The following is a 22,176-nucleotide window of genomic DNA, read 5'->3' as shown; positions in this document are numbered from 1 at the left end:
GCCAATAAAGTCCGGAGCTTGCGCCCCTCAAATGTCAACAAAACGGGGATGCCGTGTGCAGAAGAAAAACAAAACCCTTAAGTTTTAATAAGTTAAATGAGCATAAAGTTTGTAAAAACCCGTTTCATTGACACTTTCAGCATCTACATACGCAACAACACACCGAAGTGTCTTGATCATTTCCTCCCTTCGGTCGGGTTGAACGCCAAGGAATAAGAGTTACTGAGCCGTATGGGCCATTTACCTCCTGGCGTTAAACCAACGGCCGCAGGCCGTTTAATAAAGCTCGGCAGAGCTTTTTTCCTTAAAGTGTAAACGCTCGCATAAAGCGGGCGGTTATGCCGCCTGAATATCCTGAGAGATCTTGAAGATCCTGCTAAAACGGCAAAAAATCGGGCGGGTGTGCCACGCTTTCGGGCGGTTGTGCCACGCCCTCGGGCGGCTGTACCACGCTATCGGGCGGCTGTGCCACGCGTTACTCTGTTTTCATCAGTGATTTCTATCCCCAATGTGGCCAGCCCAGTAGCATCGAGTCTCAGCCGTCTGCGCCCATCACGCATGGCCTGGCCAGCGACATCATCACCGCACACGGCACGGATCAGGGTATCCATATGCCAGCCTCCGGCTGGGGCATGCTTATGGGTCAGCACATGGCGAGCGACTGCTTGACTGATCCCATGCTTAAGCCTGGTGATAGGTGCTGGCTGATAGTGAAGAGATAAGTCATGCTCTAGCAACATAACCAGAGCCACTCCCAGCCGAACACGCCACAAATTACGTTCCCCCCGCGTCAGGGGATCCAGGCGAGTCATTGGCGAGGGTATGACATGATCGATCAGGCCACCGATAATGGGAAAATCAAACTGCGGCGTCTCTATATTGATGGTCGCCGCCCGCAGTTCAGCCAACAGCTTCTCAATCTGGGTAAGGCTGTATTGATGATCGGACATTGTCCGACGAAGCTTCGCAGGGTCTACCAGAAGCTCCACTCCGCCATCCGACACATCCCGCTTCCGCTCGGCAACGTACAGCATGGATTCCACAAGGTCGGCATGGCGCTGTCCGAGCCTGCCGGTGACTCGACAGCGACCAAAGCAGGTGTCCATCCATTGTCCCTTGCGTTCTCGGGGACGCTGAGTGGGCTGATAGATCATCACACGCGCCTGTAATGCAGTGCTGGTGGGAGTGACCTTGTTACCAATTGTCATCACCAAGCCCTACCACTGCTTTCGGCTTCACAAACTGCTGCCGCTTTTGGCGCTCCAGAATGGCGGGTTTGAGCACACCACCTTCATGCCGTCTAAACCAGCGTTCCGAGAATGGCTCACCGTAATTCGCTTTACTCACACCAAAACGGACAAAGTACCTCCGCTGGTTAGCATCCACGCCCCATTCTTCGGCTTCTCCGGCTGTCATGCCGGCAAGATAGGCTTGCCAACGGATATTATCGACTAACACTGACGAGCCCCTGCTGGCTTGCTGTTGGTCGCCATTCCCCATCATGGCCGCTCCCTTGCTGGAGTGATGCAGAAACACGATGGAGCAGCCCGTTTCAGCGGCAATGGCCTCCATTCGACCTATTACCTGCGCCATAGGCCCGCTGGCGTTCTCTTCTTCGATGTGAAAGCGCCGCAGTGTATCCAGAATCAGCAAGCGTCTACCCTCTGCAACCTTCCTGAGTCCGTCAAACCACGCTGAAGACATAATGTCGGGGCACCTGCCAATCAGTGGCTCAATAAGCAAACCATGGGCTACTGCTTGTTGTTGTATGGGCGAGAGGTGTGCTCCCAGAACGTGCAATCGGTGATGGATAGCCGCTGTCGGGTCTTCGGCAGGTAGATAGGCCACAGAGCCGGTGACTAGCTCACCAATGCCCAGCAAGTCAGGCCCTCCAGCTATCTGTGCCGCCAATTGAAGAGCCAGCATGGACTTGCCTGCTCCACCAGGTGAAACAATGGCCCCTACGGTTCCCGCAGCCATATTAGGCAATACGTAATCAATAGGCAGCGGCGTTTCGGTAAATGCAGACATGAGATCAAGAGCCACAGCGTTGGCCTCCCATGAAATAACCAGGCCGCATAGCCTGAAGGCCAGATGACTTCCGCTCTTCAATCCACTTCTCAACCTCTGCCAGGTCCCAGGCAACATTTCTGCTGGTTAGTGCAATACGGCGTGGAAATTCACCGCGCTGCTCCATGTTGTAGATTGTCCGTGCTGAAAGCGGGATCATTTCCAGAAGTACTTTTCTATTAATAAGTGTTTTATGTGCCATTGCTTGCATTTAATTGCCTCCCAAGACCAGAAGATACTTTAATACTAACAACAAAAATAATTTTTTAAATAAAAAACAAAATTAATTTTTCACCTTTAAAATTAATTCCGATATATCGAAAAACAAAAAATAAAAAGGCATAAAAAGTTAAGCTAAACTTTCCAAATAAAAACAAACGCGAGCACTAAAGAATAAAGCGGCACATTATTTTTAGCCGCTAAAATCTCTCAAAAACAATAAGAATGAACATGCTAAAAATAAACAAAGATTGTACTGACTGGCACAACAAAGTAAGGTTTGGCACGCCAAGCTGCATGCTTTGTCGGCAGGAACTTGCTCAAAAAACAGCCGACATAATTTTAGCGGCTAAAATGCACCACCAGAATATAAACATCATAGTCTGTTGGAGATGACAGGCAGGGTTAAGTGTATTTCGAGGAGGGTTATACCGTGGATATTTTGTCGTGGTCTAATTGTTAAATCTCTAGCTCAAAGACTGATTTATCTAAAGGGCCGCTGAGATCCCAAAAGCATCTCCCTTCATCATAATTTTGGCTCAGACAAAAACCAGCTCATAAATTCATGAAAGTCTGTTTTTTGCTCAATATGTGAAAAGTCTTTTCTTAGTCTGTCAGACATTGTATCATCATTTATGATCATCTCTTTATATGGGCTGTTATTTAAAATTAACAAAAACAAATTAAAGTATGAATGAAAAGAGGGATGATCATAGAAGTTATGTGCAGCTCTTACTGGTCCAGTGTTTTTCATGACTGGGTATCCAGATATGACTAGCAAGCTTGCAATAACATTTAACTGTACATTGGGTGAAATGCCAAAATCGTTATTACCTAACTGCCTTGCACAACGATTCCATCGTCTTATATCGTTCTTTTTGTCTAATAAAATTTTGATGATTGTTTTCTTTAACCTGAGGACTCTATCATTGTAGTCTTCCTTGTATACTTGATACAGCCATTCACTATTGCGAGTGATTTCTACAAAAGGCCATCCTTTTTTAACATTAACCAAGAAATCTTCCCACGTTCTACATTGCCATGAAGATATATTCTCAGCCACAAATCTTTTTCCCTGTAACTCCAGCTCCTGTCTATTACCATCATCAGCAGATATGAAGTCATAATAGAATGCAGCGCCATCTTTAAAATTAACGTCTTCAAATGAGATAATCTTATCATTCCATCTACATTTAATTAACCCATCAATGATGGTTGAGTCTATGTACTTTGCCATCAATTTAAGAACATTATAGGTTTTAGAGATCTTGGAGAGCCTACCATTAAAGAAAAAAATATTTCCTCTATTTGCAAAGGCAATGTCTTTTTGGACTTGCTTCATTTCCAATGCATTGGTTTTGTATGTTTCAGAAACTAACTCCGAGCTTTCAGAACTTAACCAAACCAGCTTCATTCCTTGTTTTTTGTAAAAGGCTTTACGTTTTACTATAACGGTCGGATCTTCGCTTCTTATCTGTATCTCGAAAACAACATCTTGGCCTTTAAATTTAGCATGCAAGTCGGGCTTTCTCCTTTCCAGATTATCTAGACTGGCAATAAATCGTCTATCAACATCAATCACTTCCCAACCATCGATGACTTCAAGTGTTTCTTGAAGTAACTTTTTCATTTCTCTGTGCCGCTTACCTTCTTTAATCCCCGCGTAAATTTCACCTAACGTCTTAGAATCACGTTTCCATAAGCATTCTTTTCCTGCTTGATGCTGAACATGATATTTGTGGCCGCTCTCATGACTATCACTACGCCTTGCATAGAGAAGCACCGGAGATTTACAATGAAAACAAAGGAACCGCTTTTTGTTTTCATTATTCGCTCGTAGCTCATGGATTTCCCTTATACCAAGATGTTCCTCAAAGAACTCAACAGAGATCATCTCGTTATGTAGCGAGTCAAGCACAATGGGAATCTGCAACTTTCTCATATCATTCAACTCCACTTGCTCATGAACACTCAAAGTAACACATAAACCACTTAATTTAATTAAGTTTTAAATACCCCATTTTAAATAAATAGGAAAAAATAAAAAAGAGAAGTACAAGGTTTTATGCCCATCGAAACGGTTTTTGCAACCAACCTTTTTCCTTTACACCACGATGAGACTGAGTCACATTCAAAGTGAGAAGGGAATTGAACGAACTAACCGACTGGCGAGTGATATCGCCAAGATCCCTACACAATATTGAGCATGATAGATTATAAGTATAAAACTTTTTTCATTACGACATATGCCATGGTTACAAGCCTATAATCTGATACGGATACAATTAATCTATAAGAAAGGTTATCAAGTCCCTTCAGTAGTCCACTCATCAATCATATCCGCCCAGTCCTGCAGCATGGCGGCACGTTGCTCTCGGTATTCAGCCTTGTTGTACACGGCCCTAACCCCTTTCTGCTCATGGGCCAGGCATTTCTCAATCCAGTCGGTGTTGTAGCCAGCTTCGTGCAGCAGGGTGCTGGCGGTGCGGCGCAGATCGTGTGGGCCGAACTTGGCCAGGGGCTGCCCTTCTTTTTGAGCTAGCTTATAGGTCAGGTCCAGTACTCTGTTCAAGGTGGCGCTGCTCATGGGCAAGTCGGAGTCGTAGCGGGATGGCAGCACGTAGTCTGACCCACCCGAGAAGGTCTTAAGGGCAATGAGAATATCCAGGGCCTGCCGGGATAGGAACACCAGGTGGGGGTTCCGCCGCTTCATCCGTTCTTTAGGAATGGTCCACAGCGCTTCGCTGAAGTTAATTTCACTCCAGGTGGCATTGGTCAGCTCGCTTTTGCGTACCATGGTCAGCAGCAACAGCTTTACCGCTGCACGAATAGACGGTGATGTACCAATACGCTCAATGTACTGATACATGAGCTTGATCTCTTCCGGTGACAGGGTGCGGTCCCGTGGCTCAAACCTGGCAATGCTGGAAGGCCTTACTGAATCGGCCGGATTCTCGACCTTCTGCCCTCTCTCAATGGCCCAGCGGTATACCTGAAGCACAATGTCACGGGTGTGAACGGCGGTGGCTGGTGCGCCCCGTTCTACTATGGCATCGGTCAGTGTCCGCAGATCTTCATGGGTTATCTCGGTGAGCTTCTGATTGCCGAATTTCTTCTCCAGCTCTCTGGCATACACAGAGCGGCGCATATCACGGGTAGAGTCCGCCATCTGGTAGCCTCTCAGCCATTTCTCCGCCCAGGCACCAAAGGTTTCCGCGTCTTTTACTCGGGCCTTTTTCCGGGCTTTCTCCTTGGCCGGTGATTTACCATCGGCCACCATGCGCTTGGCTTCATGCAGCTGCTCCCGGGCTTCTGCCAGGGTAATACCACCCACGCCGTAGCGGCCAAAGGTGATTGTCTCTTGGCGGCCATGAATGGAGTAGTTGTAGCGGAACGAGACGGTGCCGGCCGGCGTCACGGCCACATAGAGACCATCTCGGTCGTTCACCTTGTAGAGCTTGTCTCTGGGCTTGAGATGGCGCAGCTTGGTATCGGTCAGCATGAATCTTATCCTTAGTCGATGTTGATACCATGCCTGATAACGCCCTATGAATAGGCTATTTATTACTTCAAAAACAGTGCTTTATGAAAAACTGATACCATGTAGTCATAAGCTAAGGCAGCATGGTATTGGCTCTCACTTATGGCATCGCTCACTGATAATACCAAGTTCGATACCACGCTCAAGTCGTGCTTCCCGCTGCCAAATGTTGCCAGACAGTGCAGGCTATAAAAACAAAAAAGCCCATGTAAACATGGGCTTAAGTGTCATTTCATGCCGGTTACTGCCAGCTGTTACCTAACGAGTGTTTATTCCCACTCAATCGTGGCCGGCGGCTTGCTGGAAACGTCGTAGGTCACGCGCGAAACCTTGACGACTTCATTGATGATACGGCTGGATACGGTTTCCAGCAGCTCATAGGGCAGGTGAGCCCAACGGGCTGTCATGAAGTCGATGGTTTCAACGGCACGCAGGGCAATCACGTACTCATAGCGACGACCATCGCCCACAACACCCACGGACTTCACCGGCAGGAAGACGGCAAATGCCTGGCTGGTCTTGTGATACCAGTCGGCCTTGTGCAGCTCTTCGATGAAGATCGCATCCGCTTCACGCAGAATTTCTGCGTATTCCTTCTTCACTTCACCCAAGATACGTACACCAAGCCCCGGCCCCGGGAAGGGGTGGCGGTAAACCATGTCGTACGGCAGGCCCAGCTCCAGACCTATCTTGCGCACTTCATCCTTGAACAGTTCACGCAGCGGTTCAACCAGCTCAAACTTCATGTCTTCCGGCAGGCCACCCACATTGTGGTGTGACTTGATGACATGCGCCTTGCCGGTCTTGGAAGCAGCAGACTCGATCACATCCGGATAGATGGTTCCCTGTGCCAGGAAGCGGCAATCCTTCAGTTTTTCAGCTTCGTCATCGAACACTTCGATGAAGGTGTTACCGATGATCTTGCGCTTGGCTTCAGGATCAGCTTCGCCCAACAGGCGGCCCAGGAACTGATCCTCGGCATCGACACGGATTACATTGACACCCATGTTACGGGCGAACATCTCCATCACCTGGTTGCCTTCACCCTTGCGCAGCAGACCGTTGTCCACGAACACGCAAGTCAGTTTGTCGCCTATCGCCTTGTGCAGCAAGGCTGCAACCACGGACGAGTCCACGCCACCCGACAGGCCCAACAGCACTTTCTGGTCACCGACCTGCTTCTGCACCTTTTCGATCAGGTCCTGAATAATATTCGCTGCCGTCCACAGTGCATCTGTGTTGCAGATCTCACGTACAAAGCGTTCCAGAATGCGCAGACCCTGTTTGGTGTGCGTCACTTCCGGGTGGAACTGAACACCATACAGGTTACGCTTGGGATCACACATGGCGGCAACCGGCGCAGAATCCGTGGCCGCAATCACATGGAAGCCATCCGGCATTTCAGTCACCTTGTCGCCATGGCTCATCCAGACGTCCAGTGACAGAGTGCCGTTGTTTGCGATGTGGTCTTCAATACCTTCCAGCAAACGACTCGGGCTATCAGCCAGACGCACACGCGCATAACCGAACTCACGCTTGTCGGAACTGGCGACTTTGCCGCCCAGCTGCTCGGCCATGGTCTGCATGCCGTAGCAAATGCCCAGCACCGGCAGACCCATGTCAAATACGCATGCCGGAGCCCGCGGTGACTCCAGTTCAGTGACGGACTCAGGACCGCCTGCCAGAATGATGCCGTTGGGGGCAAATTCACGAATCGCCGCCTCATCCATATCAAAAGCATGGATCTCGGAGTAAACCCCGATCTCGCGTACCCGACGAGCGATCAACTGGGTGTACTGGGACCCAAAGTCCAGAATCAGGATGCGTTGCGCGTGAATATCTTTGCTCATACTCAGTGACTCCACCGAATGCTGGCCGCCAGGCGGCACAAACAAAAAGTGGGGCAGTCCACCGCCCCACTTGTCAGTTAGATATTGGTTGTTCAGCCCACACGATAGTTGGGGGCTTCCTTGGTAATACTTACGTCATGTACATGGCTTTCCGTGATACCCGCGTTGGTGATGCGCACAAACTTGGGCTTGTTGCGCATCTCCTCGGTGGTGGCACAACCGGTATAGCCCATCGAAGCGCGCAGACCACCCATCAGCTGATGCACGACACCCGCCATCGGCCCCTTACAGGGCACACGCCCCTCGATGCCTTCCGGCACCAGCTTCTCGGCACCGTCCTTCGCATCCTGGAAGTAGCGATCGGAAGAGCCTGTCAGGCCAGACATGGCACCCAGAGAGCCCATGCCGCGGTAGGACTTGAAGGCACGCCCCTGGAACAGCTCGACTTCGCCCGGCGCCTCATCAGTACCGGCGAGCATGGAACCGACCATCACCGCAGAGGCTCCGGCAGCAATCGCCTTGGAAAGGTCGCCGGAGAAACGTATGCCACCATCAGCAATCAAGGGAACACCGTGCTCGCGCAGTGCAGCTGCCACGTTGGCAATCGCCGAAATCTGCGGCACGCCCACACCGGCAACAATTCGTGTAGTACAGATGGAACCGGGACCGATACCCACTTTCACGCCATCAGCACCTGCTTCAGCCAGCGCAATGGCAGCTTCTGCCGTTGCGATGTTGCCACCTACCACCTGCACCTGTGGGAAGTTCTGCTTCACCCAGGCCACACGATCAATAACACCCTTGGAGTGACCGTGAGCGGTATCCACCACAATCATATCAACACCGGCTGCTACCAGAGCCGCCACACGATCAGGGGTTTCGGGGCCGGTACCCACTGCGGCACCAACGATCAGACGACCACGACTATCCTTGGCAGCATAGGGGAACGCCTGAGCCTTACTCATGTCCTTCACGGTCATCATGCCGCGCAGAGCGAACTTGTCGTCAACCAGCAGGATCTTTTCGATGCGGTGCTTGCGCAGCAATTCGCGGATAACGTCAGGATCTTCGCCTTCGTTGGCTGTAACCAGTCGATCCTTGGGTGTCATGATAGTGGAAACAGTCGCATCCATATCATGCTCAAAACGCACATCGCGACTGGTAACAATACCCACCAGCTCGCCGTTATCTACAACCGGGAAGCCAGAGAAGCTCAGCTTGCGCGACAGCTCAATGATTTCGCGCACGGTGGTATCGGAACTGCAGGTAACCGGATCCAGCACAACGCCAGACTCGAACTTCTTGACCCGGCGCACTTCTTCGGCCTGCTGTTCGAGGGTGAGATTCTTGTGGATGATGCCGATACCACCTTCCTGTGCCATCGCGATGGCCAGACGGGATTCGGTAACGGTGTCCATGGCCGCCGAGACCAGCGGAATATTCAGTTCAATACCCTTGGTCAGGCGGGTCTTCAGTGAAACGTCCTTCGGGAGTACTTCCGAGTATCCCGGAACCAGCAAAACATCATCAAAGGTTAGCGCTTCTTCAACGATTCGCAACATACTGAACCAGCCCGTTTTCTGTGAAAAATTAAACAGGAAATTATACACAAAACTTGCGCCGACAACAATCAGCGATCACGATGGATGCCAGCCTTGCCGATGTCGTTTATCATGCCGGCATGAACCGATCTGAAGCCACACACTCTACCGCCATCAGCGTCAGTGAACTGAACCGTCAGGTGCGTTCACTGCTGGAAAATTCCTTCATGAGCCTGAGGGTCGAAGGCGAGATCAGCAACCTCGCCCGTCCTTCCTCAGGACACTGGTATTTTACGCTGAAAGATGACAAAGCGCAGGTACGCTGCGCCATGTTCCGCAACCGCAACCAACAGGTTCGCTTTCGCCCGAAGGAAGGGGACCAGGTGGTGATTCAGGCCAAGGTGAGCCTGTACGAAGGACGCGGAGACTTTCAGCTGATTTGTGAGCAGATGCAGGAAAGCGGACTGGGCAAGCTGCAGCTGGCTTTTGAAGCATTGAAACAGAAACTGGCCGGTGAAGGCCTGTTCGAGATCGGCCGTAAACGACCACTTCCCTCCCCTGCACGCCATATTGGCGTGATTACCTCCCCTACCGGGGCGGCGATCCACGACATACTGACCGTTCTGCAGCGACGCTGCCCGGCGCTGCCGATAGCGCTTTATCCGGTCGCGGTTCAGGGTAACGAAGCTGCAGGCCAGATTGTGCACGCCATCGAACTGGCCAACCGTGATCAGCGCTGTGATGTACTGATTGTAGGTCGCGGCGGCGGCTCTCTGGAAGATCTTTGGCCCTTCAACGAGGAAACTGTGGCACGCGCCATTGCAGCCTCCCGTATTCCTGTTGTATCTGCGGTAGGGCATGAAGTCGACGTGTCGATCAGCGACCTGGTGGCTGATCTGCGTGCACCTACGCCCTCGGCTGCGGCTGAGCTAATCAGCCCGGATCAGCAGGTGCAACTGCAGCATCTCGCAAGCCTGCAGCACCGCCTGCAGCGGCAAATGCATCTACAGCTGCAGCGCTGCCGTGAGCGCATGGATCACCTTCGACTCAGGCTGCGTCACCCCGGTGAACGCCTGCGTGAGCAGAGCCAACGACTCGATCAGCTGGAACTGCGTTTGCAGCGTGCGCTTCAACAGCAGCTGAACAGACGCCAACAGCGGCTGGATACTCTGGAACAGCGACTGCGTCAGGTTTCGCCATCTCGCATGCTGCAGCAAAGGGCACAGCAGCTGCAGCCACTGCAACAGAGGCTGCAGTCTTCCATTTGCCATTTGCTTGAACGTCGCCAGCTCAAGCTGCAGGGACTCATGCGCGAATTGAACAGTGTCAGCCCTCTGGCAACACTGGAACGTGGCTACGCCATTGTTCAGTCCAGCGATGGTACCGCCATTACTGCAAACACACAGGTCAAGTCGGGCGAGCAGATCCAGGCCCGATTGCACCGGGGTGCTTTGATCTGCCGCGTCGAGAAGATCAGCGACTGAAGCCCCGTCAAAGCTGCAGTTATGTTAGCATCGCCCTCTTTAATCAACCGAACGACAAGCGGATTTAATATGTCTGAACAGGTATTCGAAACAACAGAACAGCGCGCCAGCTATGGCATTGGTCGGCAGATGGGTGACCAGCTGGCTCAGGGCAGCTTTGATGGTGTCGATGTGGAAGCGGTGATCACCGGTTTGCGCGATTCCTTTGGTGGTGAAGGCCTGCGGGTACCTGCCGAGCAGATTCAGGCCGCGTTCAATGAGATCACTCAGCGCATGCGCGAAGCTCAGGAAGCACAGGCACGCGCAGCAGCAGCCAAGGGCGAAGCGTTTCTGGCAGACAACGCAAAACGAGAAGGCGTGGTGACGCTTGAATCAGGCCTGCAGTACGAAATCATCGAAGCCGGTGACGAAAATGGTGAAAATCCGACCGCCAGCAGCAAGGTGCGCACCCACTATCACGGCACGTTCATCGACGGCAAGGTGTTCGACAGCTCCTATGAACGCGGCCAGCCGGCCGAATTCCCGGTCGGTGGCGTGATCGCAGGCTGGACCGAAGCCCTGCAGCTGATGACCAAAGGGGCCAAATGGCGCCTCTATGTACCTTACCAACTGGCCTACGGTGCCCAGGGCTCTCCCGGTGGCATTCCGCCCTATTCAACTCTGGTATTCGATGTCGAGCTGATCGACATTCTGTGATCCTGTCGCCGCACGTAGCCAAGCATACGTGCGGCCTGTTCATTTCGGGTATTCATCATGCAACTGAATTTTCATCGCAGTGGCAAGGGCGCGCCGCTGGTCATTCTGCACGGCCTGTTTGGCACGCTGGAAAACTGGGGTGCCCAGATCAAACAGCTCAGTGAACACTTTGATGTCATTGCCGTCGATCTTCGCAATCATGGCCGCTCCCCACACGATTCGCGTATGGACTATACCGCCATGGTCGATGATGTGATCGAGCTGATGAACCGGCTGGGGCTTGAAAAGATCAATCTGATGGGGCACTCAATGGGTGGCAAGGCCGCGATGCAGCTGGCAATGGATCATCCAGACAAAGTCGAGCGGCTGATAGTGGTTGATATTGCCCCGGTCGAGTATCCACCACATCATAACGATGTGTTTGCAGGCCTTAAAAGCATTAACCTGTCGCAGCTGAAAAGCCGCCGCGAGGCAGACGATATACTGAGTCAGCATGTGAATTCAGAGGCAACCCGCGCATTCCTGCTGAAAAACCTCTACCGCAATGAAGACCGGCATTTCGCTTGGCGCATGAACCTGCCCGCACTTGAGCAGCAATATGGCCAGATAGCGGCTGCGCCCGAGGGCACGCCCTACGGAGGACCTGTTCTGTTCATCAAGGGCGGGGAGTCAGGTTATATCCAGGCAGAGCATCAGCAGGCCATTCTGTCACGCTTTCCTGCCGCCAACTTCAAGATTATCGCCGGTGCGGGACATCTGCCGCATGTCGAGAAACCTAGCGCATTTACTCGGCTGGTCGAAAAATTCCTCAGACCTGATAACTGAAAAGAGTGCCGGGCGGATACATCCGAGCAAAAACACCGGCCTCAACCAGCTGCCGCTGCAGCCGCCCCATGGATTCTGCCTGCGCCTCACGCATCTCGGCGCGCCTCTCGTTACCGGCACCGTCTTCCTGACGCGTTTCAGCTGCGGCACCCGTTGTCTGCTCCGGTTCTTCACCGCTTTCTTCGCTCGCTTCACTCTCCTCCATTTGGGCCAGCTCAGCACGTGCTTCGGCGGCCATGGCACGAGCACTGGCTGCAACTCTATAGTCCTGAGACGAAGGTTCAGCCGGCGCCATCGCCGCACGAATAATCGCTTCCGCCTTCTCCAGGGTCGCACGCGGGTCTCCGCTGACGGCAGAGGTATCAATACTCACCTCACCGCCAACAGCATACATCTGGCCATCAGGGCCACGTTCGTAACTGTAGGAAACAGACCCGGTAATACCGGCGCCGGCAGCCTGATGCGCCATTTCATGCTGCCGTACCTCCCGGTCACGGGCGCTTAGCTGCTGTAAAACGCGCTGCTCCTGACGCTGCTCAACCGACTGTTGGCGCGAACTGGATACTGTGTCTTTTGGAGTCGAGGATGAGCCTTGCGCAGTGTCGCTTGCACTGCCTGCCTGCGCTTGCGCAGACGAATCAGGCTGGCTTGCCCGGGTGGCAGGCTGTGAATAGGTGCCGGAAACAGGGACCGACGGGGGTGAGATACTGGAGAGTGCTGTGCTCATGGCAGAAGAGGGAGGATCACCCCTCCCTTCCTGTATCAGGCCATGGTATCGATCAGGTTACCCAGCACCTCATCCGTCGCATTAACCACCTTGGTAGCGGCAGCTTCGGTGGTTTCATTGACGGTAGAGTTGGCAACAGCCTGATTAATTTCACGCCCGGAAGCGACTTCTGCCAAGTCCGGACGACCGCTGCCCTGGGTGTCACCGGATACTTTCGGTGTGTTGTCCAGAGTACGGTTTACGTTGAACATGCCACTGTTCTGAGCTGATGTAATGTTCATGGGGCACCTTCCATTTTCAATTGCAGTTCAGGCGACAAAACAGCACGCGTCAGGACCTTAGTATCCTGACGCTCGGTACGCCTTTGATTGCATCTGGTAGCAGTATAGAACAACTGCACCCATTGGTCACTTTTTACTCATCCAACAGTGGAATCAGATCAATATGGTCGGCAACTCGCTCTGGGTCAGGATCATCCAACCAGGGAATCCGCCCCAGCAGAGGAGCGCGGAACAGCCTCTCCAGCGTGGCCAGATTTTCATCCGGGCAACTCATGTCCGGGTCGATATGGTTGGCGACCCAGCCGGCTAGGCGCAGGCCATCGCGGGCGATCGCCTCGGCAGTCAGAATAGCGTGGTTGATGCAGCCCAGCTTCATCCCCACCACAAGGATCACATCCAGCTCCAGCAATTGTGGCAGCCGCGCCAGGCTTTCACGCATGCTCAGCGGCACGCGCCAGCCACCGGCACCTTCCACCAGCACCAGATCTGCCGGTTGCATCATGGTGCCACGGCAATAGGCCGCCAGTCGGTCGGCGGTCAAAACTCGCCCTTCCTGTTCGGCGGCAATGTGCGGTGCGATCGGTGGTTCGAAAGCGATCGGGTTGACCTGCTCATAACTCAGCTTGACGCTGGCAGCCTGTTGCAGCAGCAGCGCATCGGAGTTGCGCAGTCCATCCGGCGTCTGTTCACACCCGGCTGCCACCGGTTTCAGGCCTATGGTTCTCAACCCTCTGCGGTTTGCAGCCGTGAGCAGTCCGGTGGTCACCAGAGTCTTGCCTGCATCGGTATCGGTACCGGCGATGAAAAAGCGCTTTTTCACTGGGACTCCTTGAACAGTTCCAGATAATAAACTTCATAGGTAGCGGGAAGAGCACCATCGGCTTGACGCTGCCGTTCATAGGCGTCCAGCAGCCTTATCAAGCGTTGACGACTGCTCAGCCCTTGATCGCGACGACTGTTCACATTATGAGCACCCAACGCCTTGAGCTCGTGCATCAGCTCCTGCAGGCGATTGTAACGGAGCACCCTGTATTCAGTCTCGCACCGCGCCAATGTCAGGCCGGTGTTGTATGCCAGCAGCCGTTCGAGTGCTGTAAAGCTGTTCACATGCACATCGTCATCCACCTCTGCCCATGCCCGCTTCAGCTCATGCAGCGTATCCGGTCCCAACGTGGCCAGCAGACAACGACCGCCCGGTTTAAGCACCCGCGCCAGTTCGGTCATCAACCGGTCCGGCTGTTCGCACCACTGCACGGCAAGGCTGGACCAGATCAGCTCAACGCTGGCGTCCGCCAGTGGCAGTTGTTCGGCATCACCACAGAGATAGAATGCCCCCGGCACCGACTTCTGTTCGCGGGCAAAGGTGAGCATGCCATGGGCCAGATCCAGATGCAGCAGCGGTGATTCTGGATAACACGCATGCAGATGCGGCGCGGCATATCCGGTGCCACAACCAAGATCCAGCAGGTTGCCCTCGACCTCCTCGGGCAGCCACTGCAGCAGACGGTCGGCGATAGCGCGCTGCAACTGAGCAACGGAGTCGTAACTCTTGGCCGCACGACTGAATGCCTGGGCAACCCTGCGCTTATCCCGCTGCATCGGCACCATCCACCTGTCTCACCAGCGCATTGAGCATGTTCAGCACTTCATCGGCATGGCTGATAAAAAGCAGGTGTGCACTTTGCGCCAGTACATTAACCTTCAGCTTAGAGTTCAATGCCAGTACCTGCTTCGCCAGACCCACCGGCACCAGCTGGTCTTCAGCACCCAATATCAGCTGGGCTGGGCAGTTCAGAGCGGCCAGGGCCGAGCGCAGGTCGGATTCCAGCAGCATCAGCGCCGATGCCAGTGCCTGAGGCTCCGCCGTTGCCATAACACCTTTAAGTCGTTTCAACTCATCACGGGCGCTGGCTGAACCACGCGTCTGCAAGGCCACAAAACGCTGCAGCGTCTTGGCTTCATTGTCCGCCAGTGACTCAACAAAGGCGTTGAATACGTCCGACGCCATGGCGCAGGGCCAATCCTCACGGGCGACAAAACAGGGGTTGGCGGCAATCAGGCTCAGACTTTTCACTCGTACCGGCGCCTGTTCGGCACAGGCCAATGCCAGCTGTCCGCCAAGCGACCAGCCCACCCAGTGCGCCTGTTCGGGTGCGGCTTCAAGCAGAGCCCCAATCACGGAGCCCAACGACATATCGCCTGCAGGTGCAGAACACCCCAACCCCGGCAGATCAATTAGCGTTACACGATAACGCTCGGCCAGGCGGTCGGAAAAGTCACCCCAGATGCCAGAGTTCAGCCCCCAGCCATGCAGCAGCACCAGATCAGGGCCAGTGCCACGGGTTTCATGCCACAGACTCATGCCACGCCTCCGGTACGAACCTGATTCAGCGCTTCCAGCAAGCGATCCACCTGCTCTTCGCTGTGGGCCGCACTGAGGGTCACCCGCAGGCGCGAGCTACCAGCTGGGACAGTGGGCGGACGGATGGCACTGATAAAGATACCACGTGCTTCCAGCGCGGCACTGATCCGCATCGCCTCACCGGCATCGCCGATCAGAATCGGCTGGATAGGCGTTGGCGAATCCATCAGCGCATAACCCAGCTGCTCACAGCCGCTGCGAAAGCGCTGGATCAGCTTCATCAGCTTGTCGCGGCGCCAGCTTTCGGACTGCACCAGCCTGAGACTGGCACGGGTGGCCTGAGCCACCGCCGGCGACATGCTGGTGGTATAGATGTAAGTGCGGGCAAACTGGATCAGGGTTTCGATCAGCACCTCGGAACCGGCTACAAAAGCGCCGGAAGTACCGAAGCCTTTACCCAGAGTGCCGATCAGTACCGGCACCTCTTCGTTGCTCAGACCGAAGTGCTCGACGCAACCGCCGCCCTTGGCGCCCAGACAGCCAAAACCATGGGCATCGTCCACCATCAGCCAGCCATCATGCTCGCGGGTTACTCGACTCAACTCTGACAGGTCGGCAATATCGCCATCCATGCTGAACACGCCATCAGTGACCACCAGCTTGCGGCGCGCCTCTGAGCGACTCAGGCGCTGAGCCAGGCTGTCGGGGTCGTTGTGCAGGTAACGCTGGAAACGAGCACCACTGAGCAGGCCCGCATCCAACAGGGATGCATGATTGAGACGATCCTGAAACACCGAATCCTGTTTGCCGATCAGGGCATTGACGGCACCAATGTTGGCCATGTAGCCGGTTGAGAACAGCAGTACCCGCTCACGGCCGGTAAATTCCGCCAACTCTTCTTCCAGCGAATGGTGTGCCTGCGAATGACCGTTGACCAGATGAGAGGCACCGCCGCCCACGCCGTAGACATCGGCACCCTGCTTAAGCGCCGCGATCACCTCTGGGTGGTTGGCCAGCCCCAGATAGTCGTTGGAGCAGAACGCCAGATAGCGACGGCCATCAACGCTGACTTCCGGCCCCTGGGCCGACTCCAGCACTCGGCGCTGGCGATAAAGGTTATCCTGCCGCCGTACTTCAAGCGCGGCGGCCAGATCATTGAAGGACATGGATCTGCCTCAGTGCGCGACGGTGGCGTCGACGAACAGATCAGCATCCTGCTGGGCCTGAATCTCGGCGGCCAGTTTCTGCTCCTGGTCGGCATCGGAGTCTTCGATGCGCTGTTCCGGGCGAATACCCAGACGTTTGAACAGCTGCAGGTCGCGGTTGGTTTCCGGGTTTGGCGTGGTCAGCAGGCATTCGCCGTAGAAGATGGAGTTGGCACCGGCAAAGAACGCCATGGACTGCAATTCGTCGGACATCTGCTCACGACCGGCAGACAGACGCACATGGGATTTGGGCATCATGATACGCGCCACGGCGATGGTACGGATGAATTCCAGAGGGTCGAGGTCTTCCACGTTTTCCAACGGCGTGCCCTGCATCTTCACCAGCATGTTAATCGGCACCGACTCTGGCTGCTGCGGCAGGTTGGCCAGTTGCATCAGCAGACCATAACGATCCCTGGCAGTTTCGCCCATGCCAAGAATGCCACCGCTACAGATTTTCATGCCGGAATCACGTACATGCTGAAGTGTATTAAGACGATCTTCGTAGCTGCGCGTGGTGATAATCTTGTCGTAGAATTCCGGCGAGGTGTCCAGGTTGTGGTTGTAATAATCCAGCCCGGCTTCTGCCAATTGCTGCGCCTGAGACTCCTGTAACATGCCCAGCGTCATGCAGGTTTCCAGCCCCATCGCTTTCACGCCCTTGACCATCTCGATCACGTAGGGCAGATCACGCTCGGTGGGGTGCTTCCAGGCCGCGCCCATACAGAAACGGGTTGAACCAGACTCTTTCGCCTGCCTGGCCTTGTTCAACACTGCTTCGACTTCCATCAGGCGCTGTTTTTCCAGACCGGTATTGTAGTGAGCGCTCTGCGGACAGTATTTGCAGTCTTCCGGGCAGGAGCCGGTCTTGATCGACAGCAACGTGCTGACCTGTACCTCATTGGGATTGAAGTGCTGGCGGTGTACGCTTTGAGCCTGAAACAGCAGATCATTCATCGGCAATTCAAACAGGGCGCGTACTTCCTGTTCGGTCCAGTCGTGGCGCACTTCAGCCTGGCTTAGCATAACTCCAATCCCCTTGTGACATAATCATGGGACATGCACGGATCGCATATCAATTCCCAGCATATTAATTAGACAGAAGGAACTGTCAACCTATGTTTAAATACATAATCAACAGATGTTTAAATAATATACAAAAGTGCTCGCTTTGCGATGCGTCAGACCACCGGTTTCACGGCCTATGCGAAGGCTGCCACGCAGACCTGCCGTGGTTGATACATGCCTGCTCTCGTTGTGCTCTGCCTCTTCCCCGCCACCTGTCCGGCCTGTGCTCACATTGCAGCAATGAACTGCCAGCCTTTGACAAGGTACAGGCCGCTTTCACCTATTCATTCCCACTCAGCCAATTAATTCCGGCGATCAAGTATCACCGCCAGCCTGCGCACCTGGGGTGGCTGGCGGCCACGCTCAGCGATTTTATTCGCCAGCGTCACGAGGGCCGCTGGCCAGATGCATTGATACCGGTCCCAATGCACCCCTTCAGCCAGATATACAGAGGCTACAATCAGGCCGAGCTGCTGGCACAAAGATTGAGCCATCAGTTACACATTCCGCTTCAGCTCAGCCTGCGCAAGCATCGTCGAACCCCCAAACAGATGTCGCTCAGTCTTGAAGCCAGGTGCCGTAACCTGCAAGACTCATTTACTGTGCGCTCAACCGCTCCTGAGTACGTCGCACTGATCGACGATGTCATGACCACCGGTACCACCGTATCAACATTGGCGCGACTGTTGCGTGAGCATGGCTGTAAACGGGTCGATGTCTGGGTTCTGGCAAGAACACCCGAGAACCGTTAAAAGCCGATAAGCATAGGATTCGGATACCGGTCCATATCGACGGATGTCCGGGTTTTTGCTAGCTTGAAGCTTATTTTCTGCCTGGATGGAAAGGCGATGACATTTGAAATGCTGGGACAGCTGTTTGGTGGTATCGGTCTTTTTTTGCTGGGCATGCAACTGCTCACCAATGGCCTGAAACAGGCAGCCGGGCGCTCCTTGCGCGCAGCACTTGAAATGGCAACAGGCTCACGACTGCGAGGACTTGTATCAGGTACGCTGATTACAGCACTGGTTCAATCATCCAGCGCCGTAACCGTCGCGACCTTGGGGTTCGTGAACGCAGGCCTGCTGACACTGACCCAATCGGTTTCGATCATCTATGGCAGTAATATCGGTACCACCATGGTCGGTTGGCTGGTGGCACTGATCGGCTTCAAGTTCAAGATCAGCGCCTTTGCGTTACCCATGATCGGGCTCGGCATGGTGCTGCGCATTACAGGCAACAACAATCGGCTGGGCCATATCGGTACCGCTGTGGCCGGCTTTGGCATCTTTTTTATCGGCCTGGATTTCCTGCGCGACGCGTTCGACGGCCTGAGTTCTTCGGTGCCCCTTGCCGAGCTGGGTGCAGGCCCGTTGGCACTGGCACTGTTTGTTTTGGCCGGTATTGTGATGACCTTTCTGATGCAGGCCTCCGCCGCCGTCATTGCGATCGCGTTGTCGCTGGTGTACACGGGCAGCATTTCTCTTGCGGCAGCCGCTGCACTGGTTATCGGCGCCAACGTGGGGACCACAACCACCGCCCTGCTGGCGTCCATTGGCGCCACATCCAATGCCAAGCGAATCTCAGCGGCACATGTCATTTTCAACCTGCTGACAGGACTGGTCGGTCTGGCGCTGCTGATTCTGCTGGGGGGCTTCCTCAACCGATTGGACCCAGCCCAATTTGATCTGGTTGCGTTACTGGCGATGTTCCACACCTTGTTCAATATACTGGGGGTACTGCTGATGTGGCCTCTGACCGACCGCATGGTCACGTTTCTGAAGCAACGTTTCCGCACCCAGGAAGAAGATGAGGCAACGCCCCAGTATCTGGACAAAAACATCATCACGACCCCCTCCCTCGCGGTTGAGGCGATTAATATGGAGCTTGCTCGCGTCAGCCGGATCTGCAGCCGAATGGCTCGTGAAGCAATCAGCGCTGAGCGCGGCGCGGCCACTCGGCTGCAACAACAGTCGGATAGCGTGAACCTTCTGATCAGCCGTATCGGTGACTTCAACCAAGAGTTGGCACGACAGAACCTGAATATTGAGATCAGTGAAACGCTGCCAATCTCACTCAGGGTTGCGCGCTACTTCAGCGAGGTAGCACGCCTGTCAGCGCGCCTTCCGGAATACTATCCAGTACTGGAGCAACTCAAGGACCCCGGTGTTCGCACGAGCGTGCAGGAGTTTCAGCAGGCGGTCATCCATCTCATCGACGCCTGTGAAGTGCGCGAAGATCAGGCCATTCAAGGCTACGAAGCACACCAAATGATGCGCCAGGTACAGCGTGAATATCAGTACCTCAAGGGCAGCCTACTGAACCAGACCATTTCCAGCCTGCTGAACACGGCTGACTCTGTTGCACTGATGGATGCCCTGAGCCACATTCATCGTCTGGCTGAGCAGGCCGAGAAAGCATCGCGTCACTGGAGCAGTACAACGCCGGTACAGAAACGAGCACCACTGGTTGAGGCGGCCTGATCGGGTATACTGCCGGCTGAATCCTGCGGAGTAGACGATGACCGCCCCACACAGCCACAGCATGACACCGATCGGCTTTATCCACAGCCCGTTTGACCAAAAGTTCGGCATCCCGCGCCAGCCGGGGCTGGCCTCTATTCGCGCACGAATCGAACTGGTTCCCCCCTATTCAAGCCCTGAATCGGTACGCGGGCTGGAGCAGTGCAGCCATATCTGGCTGCTGTTCCTGTTCAGTGCAACCTCAGACCAAGGCTGGAGCCCCACCGTACGGCCACCTCGACTGGGTGGCAACCAGCGTCTGGGAGTATTTGCCACCCGCTCACCGTTTCGCCCCAACCCCATAGGCCTGTCACCGGTCCGTCTGTGCAGTATCGAGCAAAGCGGAGATAGGGTCTGGCTGGAAGTGGAAGGGGCAGACCTGCTTGACGGAACTCCCATTCTCGACATCAAACCCTACCTTCCCTACGCCGACAGCCTACCTGAGGCGGAGTTTGCTCTGGCGTCACGCATCGAGCGGTTAACGCTTCCTGTGCATTTCAGTCAGTCGGCGCAACAGGCTTGCCAGATTCATGCAGGCCGCCTTGGCCAGCCACTGGCACGACAGATCACCGAAGTCCTGCTGTGTGACCCGCGCCCGGCCTACAGGAAACAGGATGAAACAAGAGAATACGGTATCAGTCTGTATGGTCTGAACATTCGCTTTCGTATCACTGGGGACCGAATCGAAGTGAACAGTATCACCCTTCAGACTGATCAGGATTGATCCCGCTTGATTACGGCCCTAGAATATTAGAACAAACTAAATAAAGGAGCCGCCGCCATGACCGAGCAGTCCAGCTCAACGCTGTCTGCCCCGCAACGCCTGCAGCACTTCCCCATTGCGTTGATTGCAATGGTAATGGGACTCGGAGGCCTCACGCTAAGCTGGCAGAAAGCAGCCTACACACTGGGGATGTCACCACTGGTCGGACGGATCCTGCTGGTAGTAACCGCCTGTGTATTGCTGATGATTACCAGCATCTACCTGCTCAAAACCGTGCGCTTCAGCCCTGAAGTGATGGATGAGTTCAACCACCCGATCAAAATCAGTTTCTTTCCGGCCTTCTCAATCAGCCTGCTGCTTATCGCCACCGCTACCCTAGAGCTTTCACCGGGTCTTTCACGCTACCTGTGGATCAGCGGTGCCATTATTCATCTGCTGCTGACGCTGCATGTGATGACCCAGTGGATACACCACTCTCGGTTCAAGGTTCAACACAGTACACCTGCCTGGTTTATCCCGGTCGTGGGAAACATCGTCGTGCCGATTGCCGGTGTACAGCACGGTTACACCGAAGCCAGCTGGTTTTTCTTCAGCATTGGTCTGCTTTACTGGCTGGTACTGAAAACACTGATCTTCAACCGGGTGCTGTTTCACGACCCCTTGCCTGAAAAAATGTTGCCGACACTCTTTATCATGATCGCACCGCCTGCGGTTGGTTTTATCTCCTACCTGCAACTGAACCAGGGAGTGGTCGACAGTTTTGCACGTATCCTCTACTACACCGCGATGTTCATTACGCTGCTTCTTTTTACCCAGCTGCCGCGTTTCTCACGCATTCGCTTTTTCATCTCCTGGTGGGCCTACAGCTTCCCACTGGCAGCATTTTGCATCGCGACCCAAATCATGTTGACGAAGACAGGCAGTGAGTTTTTTCTGCTGCTCTCTTGGCTTTCACTGATTGTGGTGACATTTGTGGTCTGTCTACTGCTGCTCAAAACCCTGCGCGCGATTACCAGCGGTGCTCTGTTCCAACCGGACTGAGCCCGGGAAGAGGATGCTTTGTG

The 22,176-nt window shown here is 54.2% G+C and carries 21 protein-coding genes; 7 read left to right on the top strand and 14 right to left on the bottom strand.

The features are described 5' to 3' along the window. Positions 1-452: 452 nt before the first annotated feature. The 7 genes from BLV48_RS07695 to guaB form a co-directional block, all read right to left on the bottom strand. A complete protein-coding gene (locus BLV48_RS07695) occupies positions 453-1,208 on the bottom strand; it encodes an ABC transporter ATPase (protein ID WP_091825495.1) in 756 nt (251 codons plus the stop codon). Further along, positions 1,195-2,046, bottom strand: a complete 852-nt coding sequence (locus BLV48_RS07690) for a helicase RepA family protein (protein ID WP_091825492.1) — start codon at positions 2,044-2,046, stop codon at positions 1,195-1,197. The genes BLV48_RS07695 and BLV48_RS07690 overlap by 14 nt, the downstream gene beginning before the upstream one ends. Beyond that, a complete protein-coding gene (locus BLV48_RS07685) occupies positions 2,036-2,281 on the bottom strand; it encodes a helix-turn-helix transcriptional regulator (protein WP_091825489.1) in 246 nt (81 codons plus the stop codon). Before BLV48_RS07685 ends, BLV48_RS07690 begins: the two co-directional genes overlap by 11 nt. 534 nt (positions 2,282-2,815) lie before the next feature. Beyond that, positions 2,816-4,231 (bottom strand): DUF6035 family protein, encoded by a 1,416-nt coding sequence (locus BLV48_RS07680; protein ID WP_091825486.1) that lies wholly within the window; start codon positions 4,229-4,231, stop codon positions 2,816-2,818. Positions 4,232-4,594: 363 nt separating this feature from the next. Continuing rightward, positions 4,595-5,791 carry a tyrosine-type recombinase/integrase gene (locus tag BLV48_RS07675; protein WP_091825483.1) on the bottom strand — a complete coding sequence of 399 codons (1,197 nt, stop codon included), beginning with the start codon at positions 5,789-5,791 and terminating at the stop codon, positions 4,595-4,597. A 308-nt stretch (positions 5,792-6,099) separates the two neighbouring features. Further along, positions 6,100-7,680 carry a glutamine-hydrolyzing GMP synthase gene (gene guaA / locus BLV48_RS07670; RefSeq protein ID WP_091825481.1) on the bottom strand — a complete coding sequence of 527 codons (1,581 nt, stop codon included), beginning with the start codon at positions 7,678-7,680 and terminating at the stop codon, positions 6,100-6,102. A gap of 92 nt (positions 7,681-7,772) precedes the next feature. Then, positions 7,773-9,242 (bottom strand): IMP dehydrogenase, encoded by a 1,470-nt coding sequence (guaB, locus tag BLV48_RS07665; protein WP_091825478.1) that lies wholly within the window; start codon positions 9,240-9,242, stop codon positions 7,773-7,775. Between the two features lie 80 nt (positions 9,243-9,322). On the opposite strand from guaB, the gene xseA reads away from it, so the two are divergent. The 3 genes from xseA to BLV48_RS07650 all read left to right on the top strand — a co-directional run bounded on the left by xseA (position 9,323) and on the right by BLV48_RS07650 (position 12,226). Next, the gene (gene xseA / locus BLV48_RS07660; protein ID WP_254774991.1) at positions 9,323-10,705 is read left to right on the top strand and encodes an exodeoxyribonuclease VII large subunit; all 1,383 of its coding nucleotides are present in this window, start codon (positions 9,323-9,325) and stop codon (positions 10,703-10,705) included. Between the two features lie 69 nt (positions 10,706-10,774). After that, on the top strand, positions 10,775-11,401 hold the full coding sequence (locus BLV48_RS07655; protein ID WP_091825476.1) for a BamJ family beta-barrel-assembly machinery protein: 627 nt from the start codon (positions 10,775-10,777) through the stop codon (positions 11,399-11,401). Positions 11,402-11,458: 57 nt separating this feature from the next. After that, positions 11,459-12,226: an alpha/beta fold hydrolase gene (locus BLV48_RS07650; protein ID WP_091825473.1), complete on the top strand. Its 768-nt coding sequence runs from the start codon at positions 11,459-11,461 to the stop codon at positions 12,224-12,226. On the opposite strand, the gene BLV48_RS07645 is transcribed toward BLV48_RS07650, so the two are convergent. From BLV48_RS07645 to bioB, 7 genes are all read right to left on the bottom strand, one after another. Beyond that, positions 12,210-12,953: a putative metalloprotease CJM1_0395 family protein gene (locus BLV48_RS07645; RefSeq protein WP_091825470.1), complete on the bottom strand. Its 744-nt coding sequence runs from the start codon at positions 12,951-12,953 to the stop codon at positions 12,210-12,212. The two genes, BLV48_RS07650 and BLV48_RS07645, sit on opposite strands and share 17 nt — an antisense overlap. Before the next feature lie 35 nt (positions 12,954-12,988). Then, a complete protein-coding gene (locus BLV48_RS07640; RefSeq protein WP_091825468.1) occupies positions 12,989-13,234 on the bottom strand; it encodes a hypothetical protein in 246 nt (81 codons plus the stop codon). A 133-nt stretch (positions 13,235-13,367) separates the two neighbouring features. Then, complete coding sequence (bioD, locus tag BLV48_RS07635; RefSeq protein WP_091825465.1) at positions 13,368-14,054, bottom strand: dethiobiotin synthase; 687 nt, start codon at positions 14,052-14,054, stop codon at positions 13,368-13,370. After that, on the bottom strand, positions 14,051-14,833 hold the full coding sequence (gene bioC, locus BLV48_RS07630; RefSeq protein ID WP_091825462.1) for a malonyl-ACP O-methyltransferase BioC: 783 nt from the start codon (positions 14,831-14,833) through the stop codon (positions 14,051-14,053). The genes bioD and bioC overlap by 4 nt, the downstream gene beginning before the upstream one ends. After that, complete coding sequence (gene bioH / locus BLV48_RS07625) at positions 14,820-15,596, bottom strand: pimeloyl-ACP methyl ester esterase BioH (RefSeq protein WP_091825459.1); 777 nt, start codon at positions 15,594-15,596, stop codon at positions 14,820-14,822. Before bioH ends, bioC begins: the two co-directional genes overlap by 14 nt. Beyond that, positions 15,593-16,762: an 8-amino-7-oxononanoate synthase gene (gene bioF, locus BLV48_RS07620; RefSeq protein WP_091825455.1), complete on the bottom strand. Its 1,170-nt coding sequence runs from the start codon at positions 16,760-16,762 to the stop codon at positions 15,593-15,595. The genes bioH and bioF overlap by 4 nt, the downstream gene beginning before the upstream one ends. Before the next feature lie 9 nt (positions 16,763-16,771). Next, complete coding sequence (gene bioB, locus BLV48_RS07615; RefSeq protein WP_091825452.1) at positions 16,772-17,827, bottom strand: biotin synthase BioB; 1,056 nt, start codon at positions 17,825-17,827, stop codon at positions 16,772-16,774. Positions 17,828-18,036: 209 nt separating this feature from the next. Between bioB and BLV48_RS07610 the strand changes: the two genes are divergently transcribed. The 4 genes from BLV48_RS07610 (at position 18,037) to BLV48_RS07595 (ending at position 22,153) form a co-directional block, all read left to right on the top strand. Then, positions 18,037-18,621, top strand: coding sequence for a ComF family protein (locus BLV48_RS07610; RefSeq protein WP_175527619.1), 585 nt, complete (start codon positions 18,037-18,039; stop codon positions 18,619-18,621). A 96-nt stretch (positions 18,622-18,717) separates the two neighbouring features. Beyond that, the gene (locus tag BLV48_RS07605) at positions 18,718-20,349 is read left to right on the top strand and encodes a Na/Pi cotransporter family protein (RefSeq protein ID WP_091825447.1); all 1,632 of its coding nucleotides are present in this window, start codon (positions 18,718-18,720) and stop codon (positions 20,347-20,349) included. A 37-nt stretch (positions 20,350-20,386) separates the two neighbouring features. After that, entirely contained in the window at positions 20,387-21,112 is a 726-nt protein-coding gene (gene tsaA, locus BLV48_RS07600; protein ID WP_175527618.1) for a tRNA (N6-threonylcarbamoyladenosine(37)-N6)-methyltransferase TrmO, read from the top strand. A 57-nt stretch (positions 21,113-21,169) separates the two neighbouring features. Further along, entirely contained in the window at positions 21,170-22,153 is a 984-nt protein-coding gene (locus tag BLV48_RS07595) for an SLAC1 anion channel family protein (protein WP_091825444.1), read from the top strand. Positions 22,154-22,176: the final 23 nt, after the last annotated feature.

The organism is Marinobacterium iners DSM 11526, from assembly GCF_900107855.1.
Lineage (GTDB): Bacteria > Pseudomonadota > Gammaproteobacteria > Pseudomonadales > Balneatricaceae > Marinobacterium > Marinobacterium iners.
This window is presented reverse-complemented; position numbering and strand designations above follow the sequence as displayed.

Coding starts and splice junctions, on each gene's coding strand:
- BLV48_RS07685 (WP_091825489.1), bottom strand. CDS start 2,281: ATGCAAGCAATGGCACATAAAACACTTATTAATAGAAAAGTACTTCTG.
- BLV48_RS07640 (WP_091825468.1), bottom strand. CDS start 13,234: ATGAACATTACATCAGCTCAGAACAGTGGCATGTTCAACGTAAACCGT.
- BLV48_RS07675 (WP_091825483.1), bottom strand. CDS start 5,791: ATGCTGACCGATACCAAGCTGCGCCATCTCAAGCCCAGAGACAAGCTC.
- bioH (WP_091825459.1), bottom strand. CDS start 15,596: ATGAGTCTGTGGCATGAAACCCGTGGCACTGGCCCTGATCTGGTGCTG.
- BLV48_RS07655 (WP_091825476.1), top strand. CDS start 10,775: ATGTCTGAACAGGTATTCGAAACAACAGAACAGCGCGCCAGCTATGGC.
- guaB (WP_091825478.1), bottom strand. CDS start 9,242: ATGTTGCGAATCGTTGAAGAAGCGCTAACCTTTGATGATGTTTTGCTG.
- guaA (WP_091825481.1), bottom strand. CDS start 7,680: ATGAGCAAAGATATTCACGCGCAACGCATCCTGATTCTGGACTTTGGG.
- bioF (WP_091825455.1), bottom strand. CDS start 16,762: ATGTCCTTCAATGATCTGGCCGCCGCGCTTGAAGTACGGCGGCAGGAT.
- BLV48_RS07695 (WP_091825495.1), bottom strand. CDS start 1,208: ATGACAATTGGTAACAAGGTCACTCCCACCAGCACTGCATTACAGGCG.
- BLV48_RS07605 (WP_091825447.1), top strand. CDS start 18,718: ATGACATTTGAAATGCTGGGACAGCTGTTTGGTGGTATCGGTCTTTTT.
- BLV48_RS07595 (WP_091825444.1), top strand. CDS start 21,170: ATGACCGAGCAGTCCAGCTCAACGCTGTCTGCCCCGCAACGCCTGCAG.
- BLV48_RS07645 (WP_091825470.1), bottom strand. CDS start 12,953: ATGAGCACAGCACTCTCCAGTATCTCACCCCCGTCGGTCCCTGTTTCC.
- bioC (WP_091825462.1), bottom strand. CDS start 14,833: ATGCAGCGGGATAAGCGCAGGGTTGCCCAGGCATTCAGTCGTGCGGCC.
- tsaA (WP_175527618.1), top strand. CDS start 20,387: ATGACCGCCCCACACAGCCACAGCATGACACCGATCGGCTTTATCCAC.
- BLV48_RS07680 (WP_091825486.1), bottom strand. CDS start 4,231: ATGAGAAAGTTGCAGATTCCCATTGTGCTTGACTCGCTACATAACGAG.
- xseA (WP_254774991.1), top strand. CDS start 9,323: ATGGATGCCAGCCTTGCCGATGTCGTTTATCATGCCGGCATGAACCGA.
- BLV48_RS07650 (WP_091825473.1), top strand. CDS start 11,459: ATGCAACTGAATTTTCATCGCAGTGGCAAGGGCGCGCCGCTGGTCATT.
- bioB (WP_091825452.1), bottom strand. CDS start 17,827: ATGCTAAGCCAGGCTGAAGTGCGCCACGACTGGACCGAACAGGAAGTA.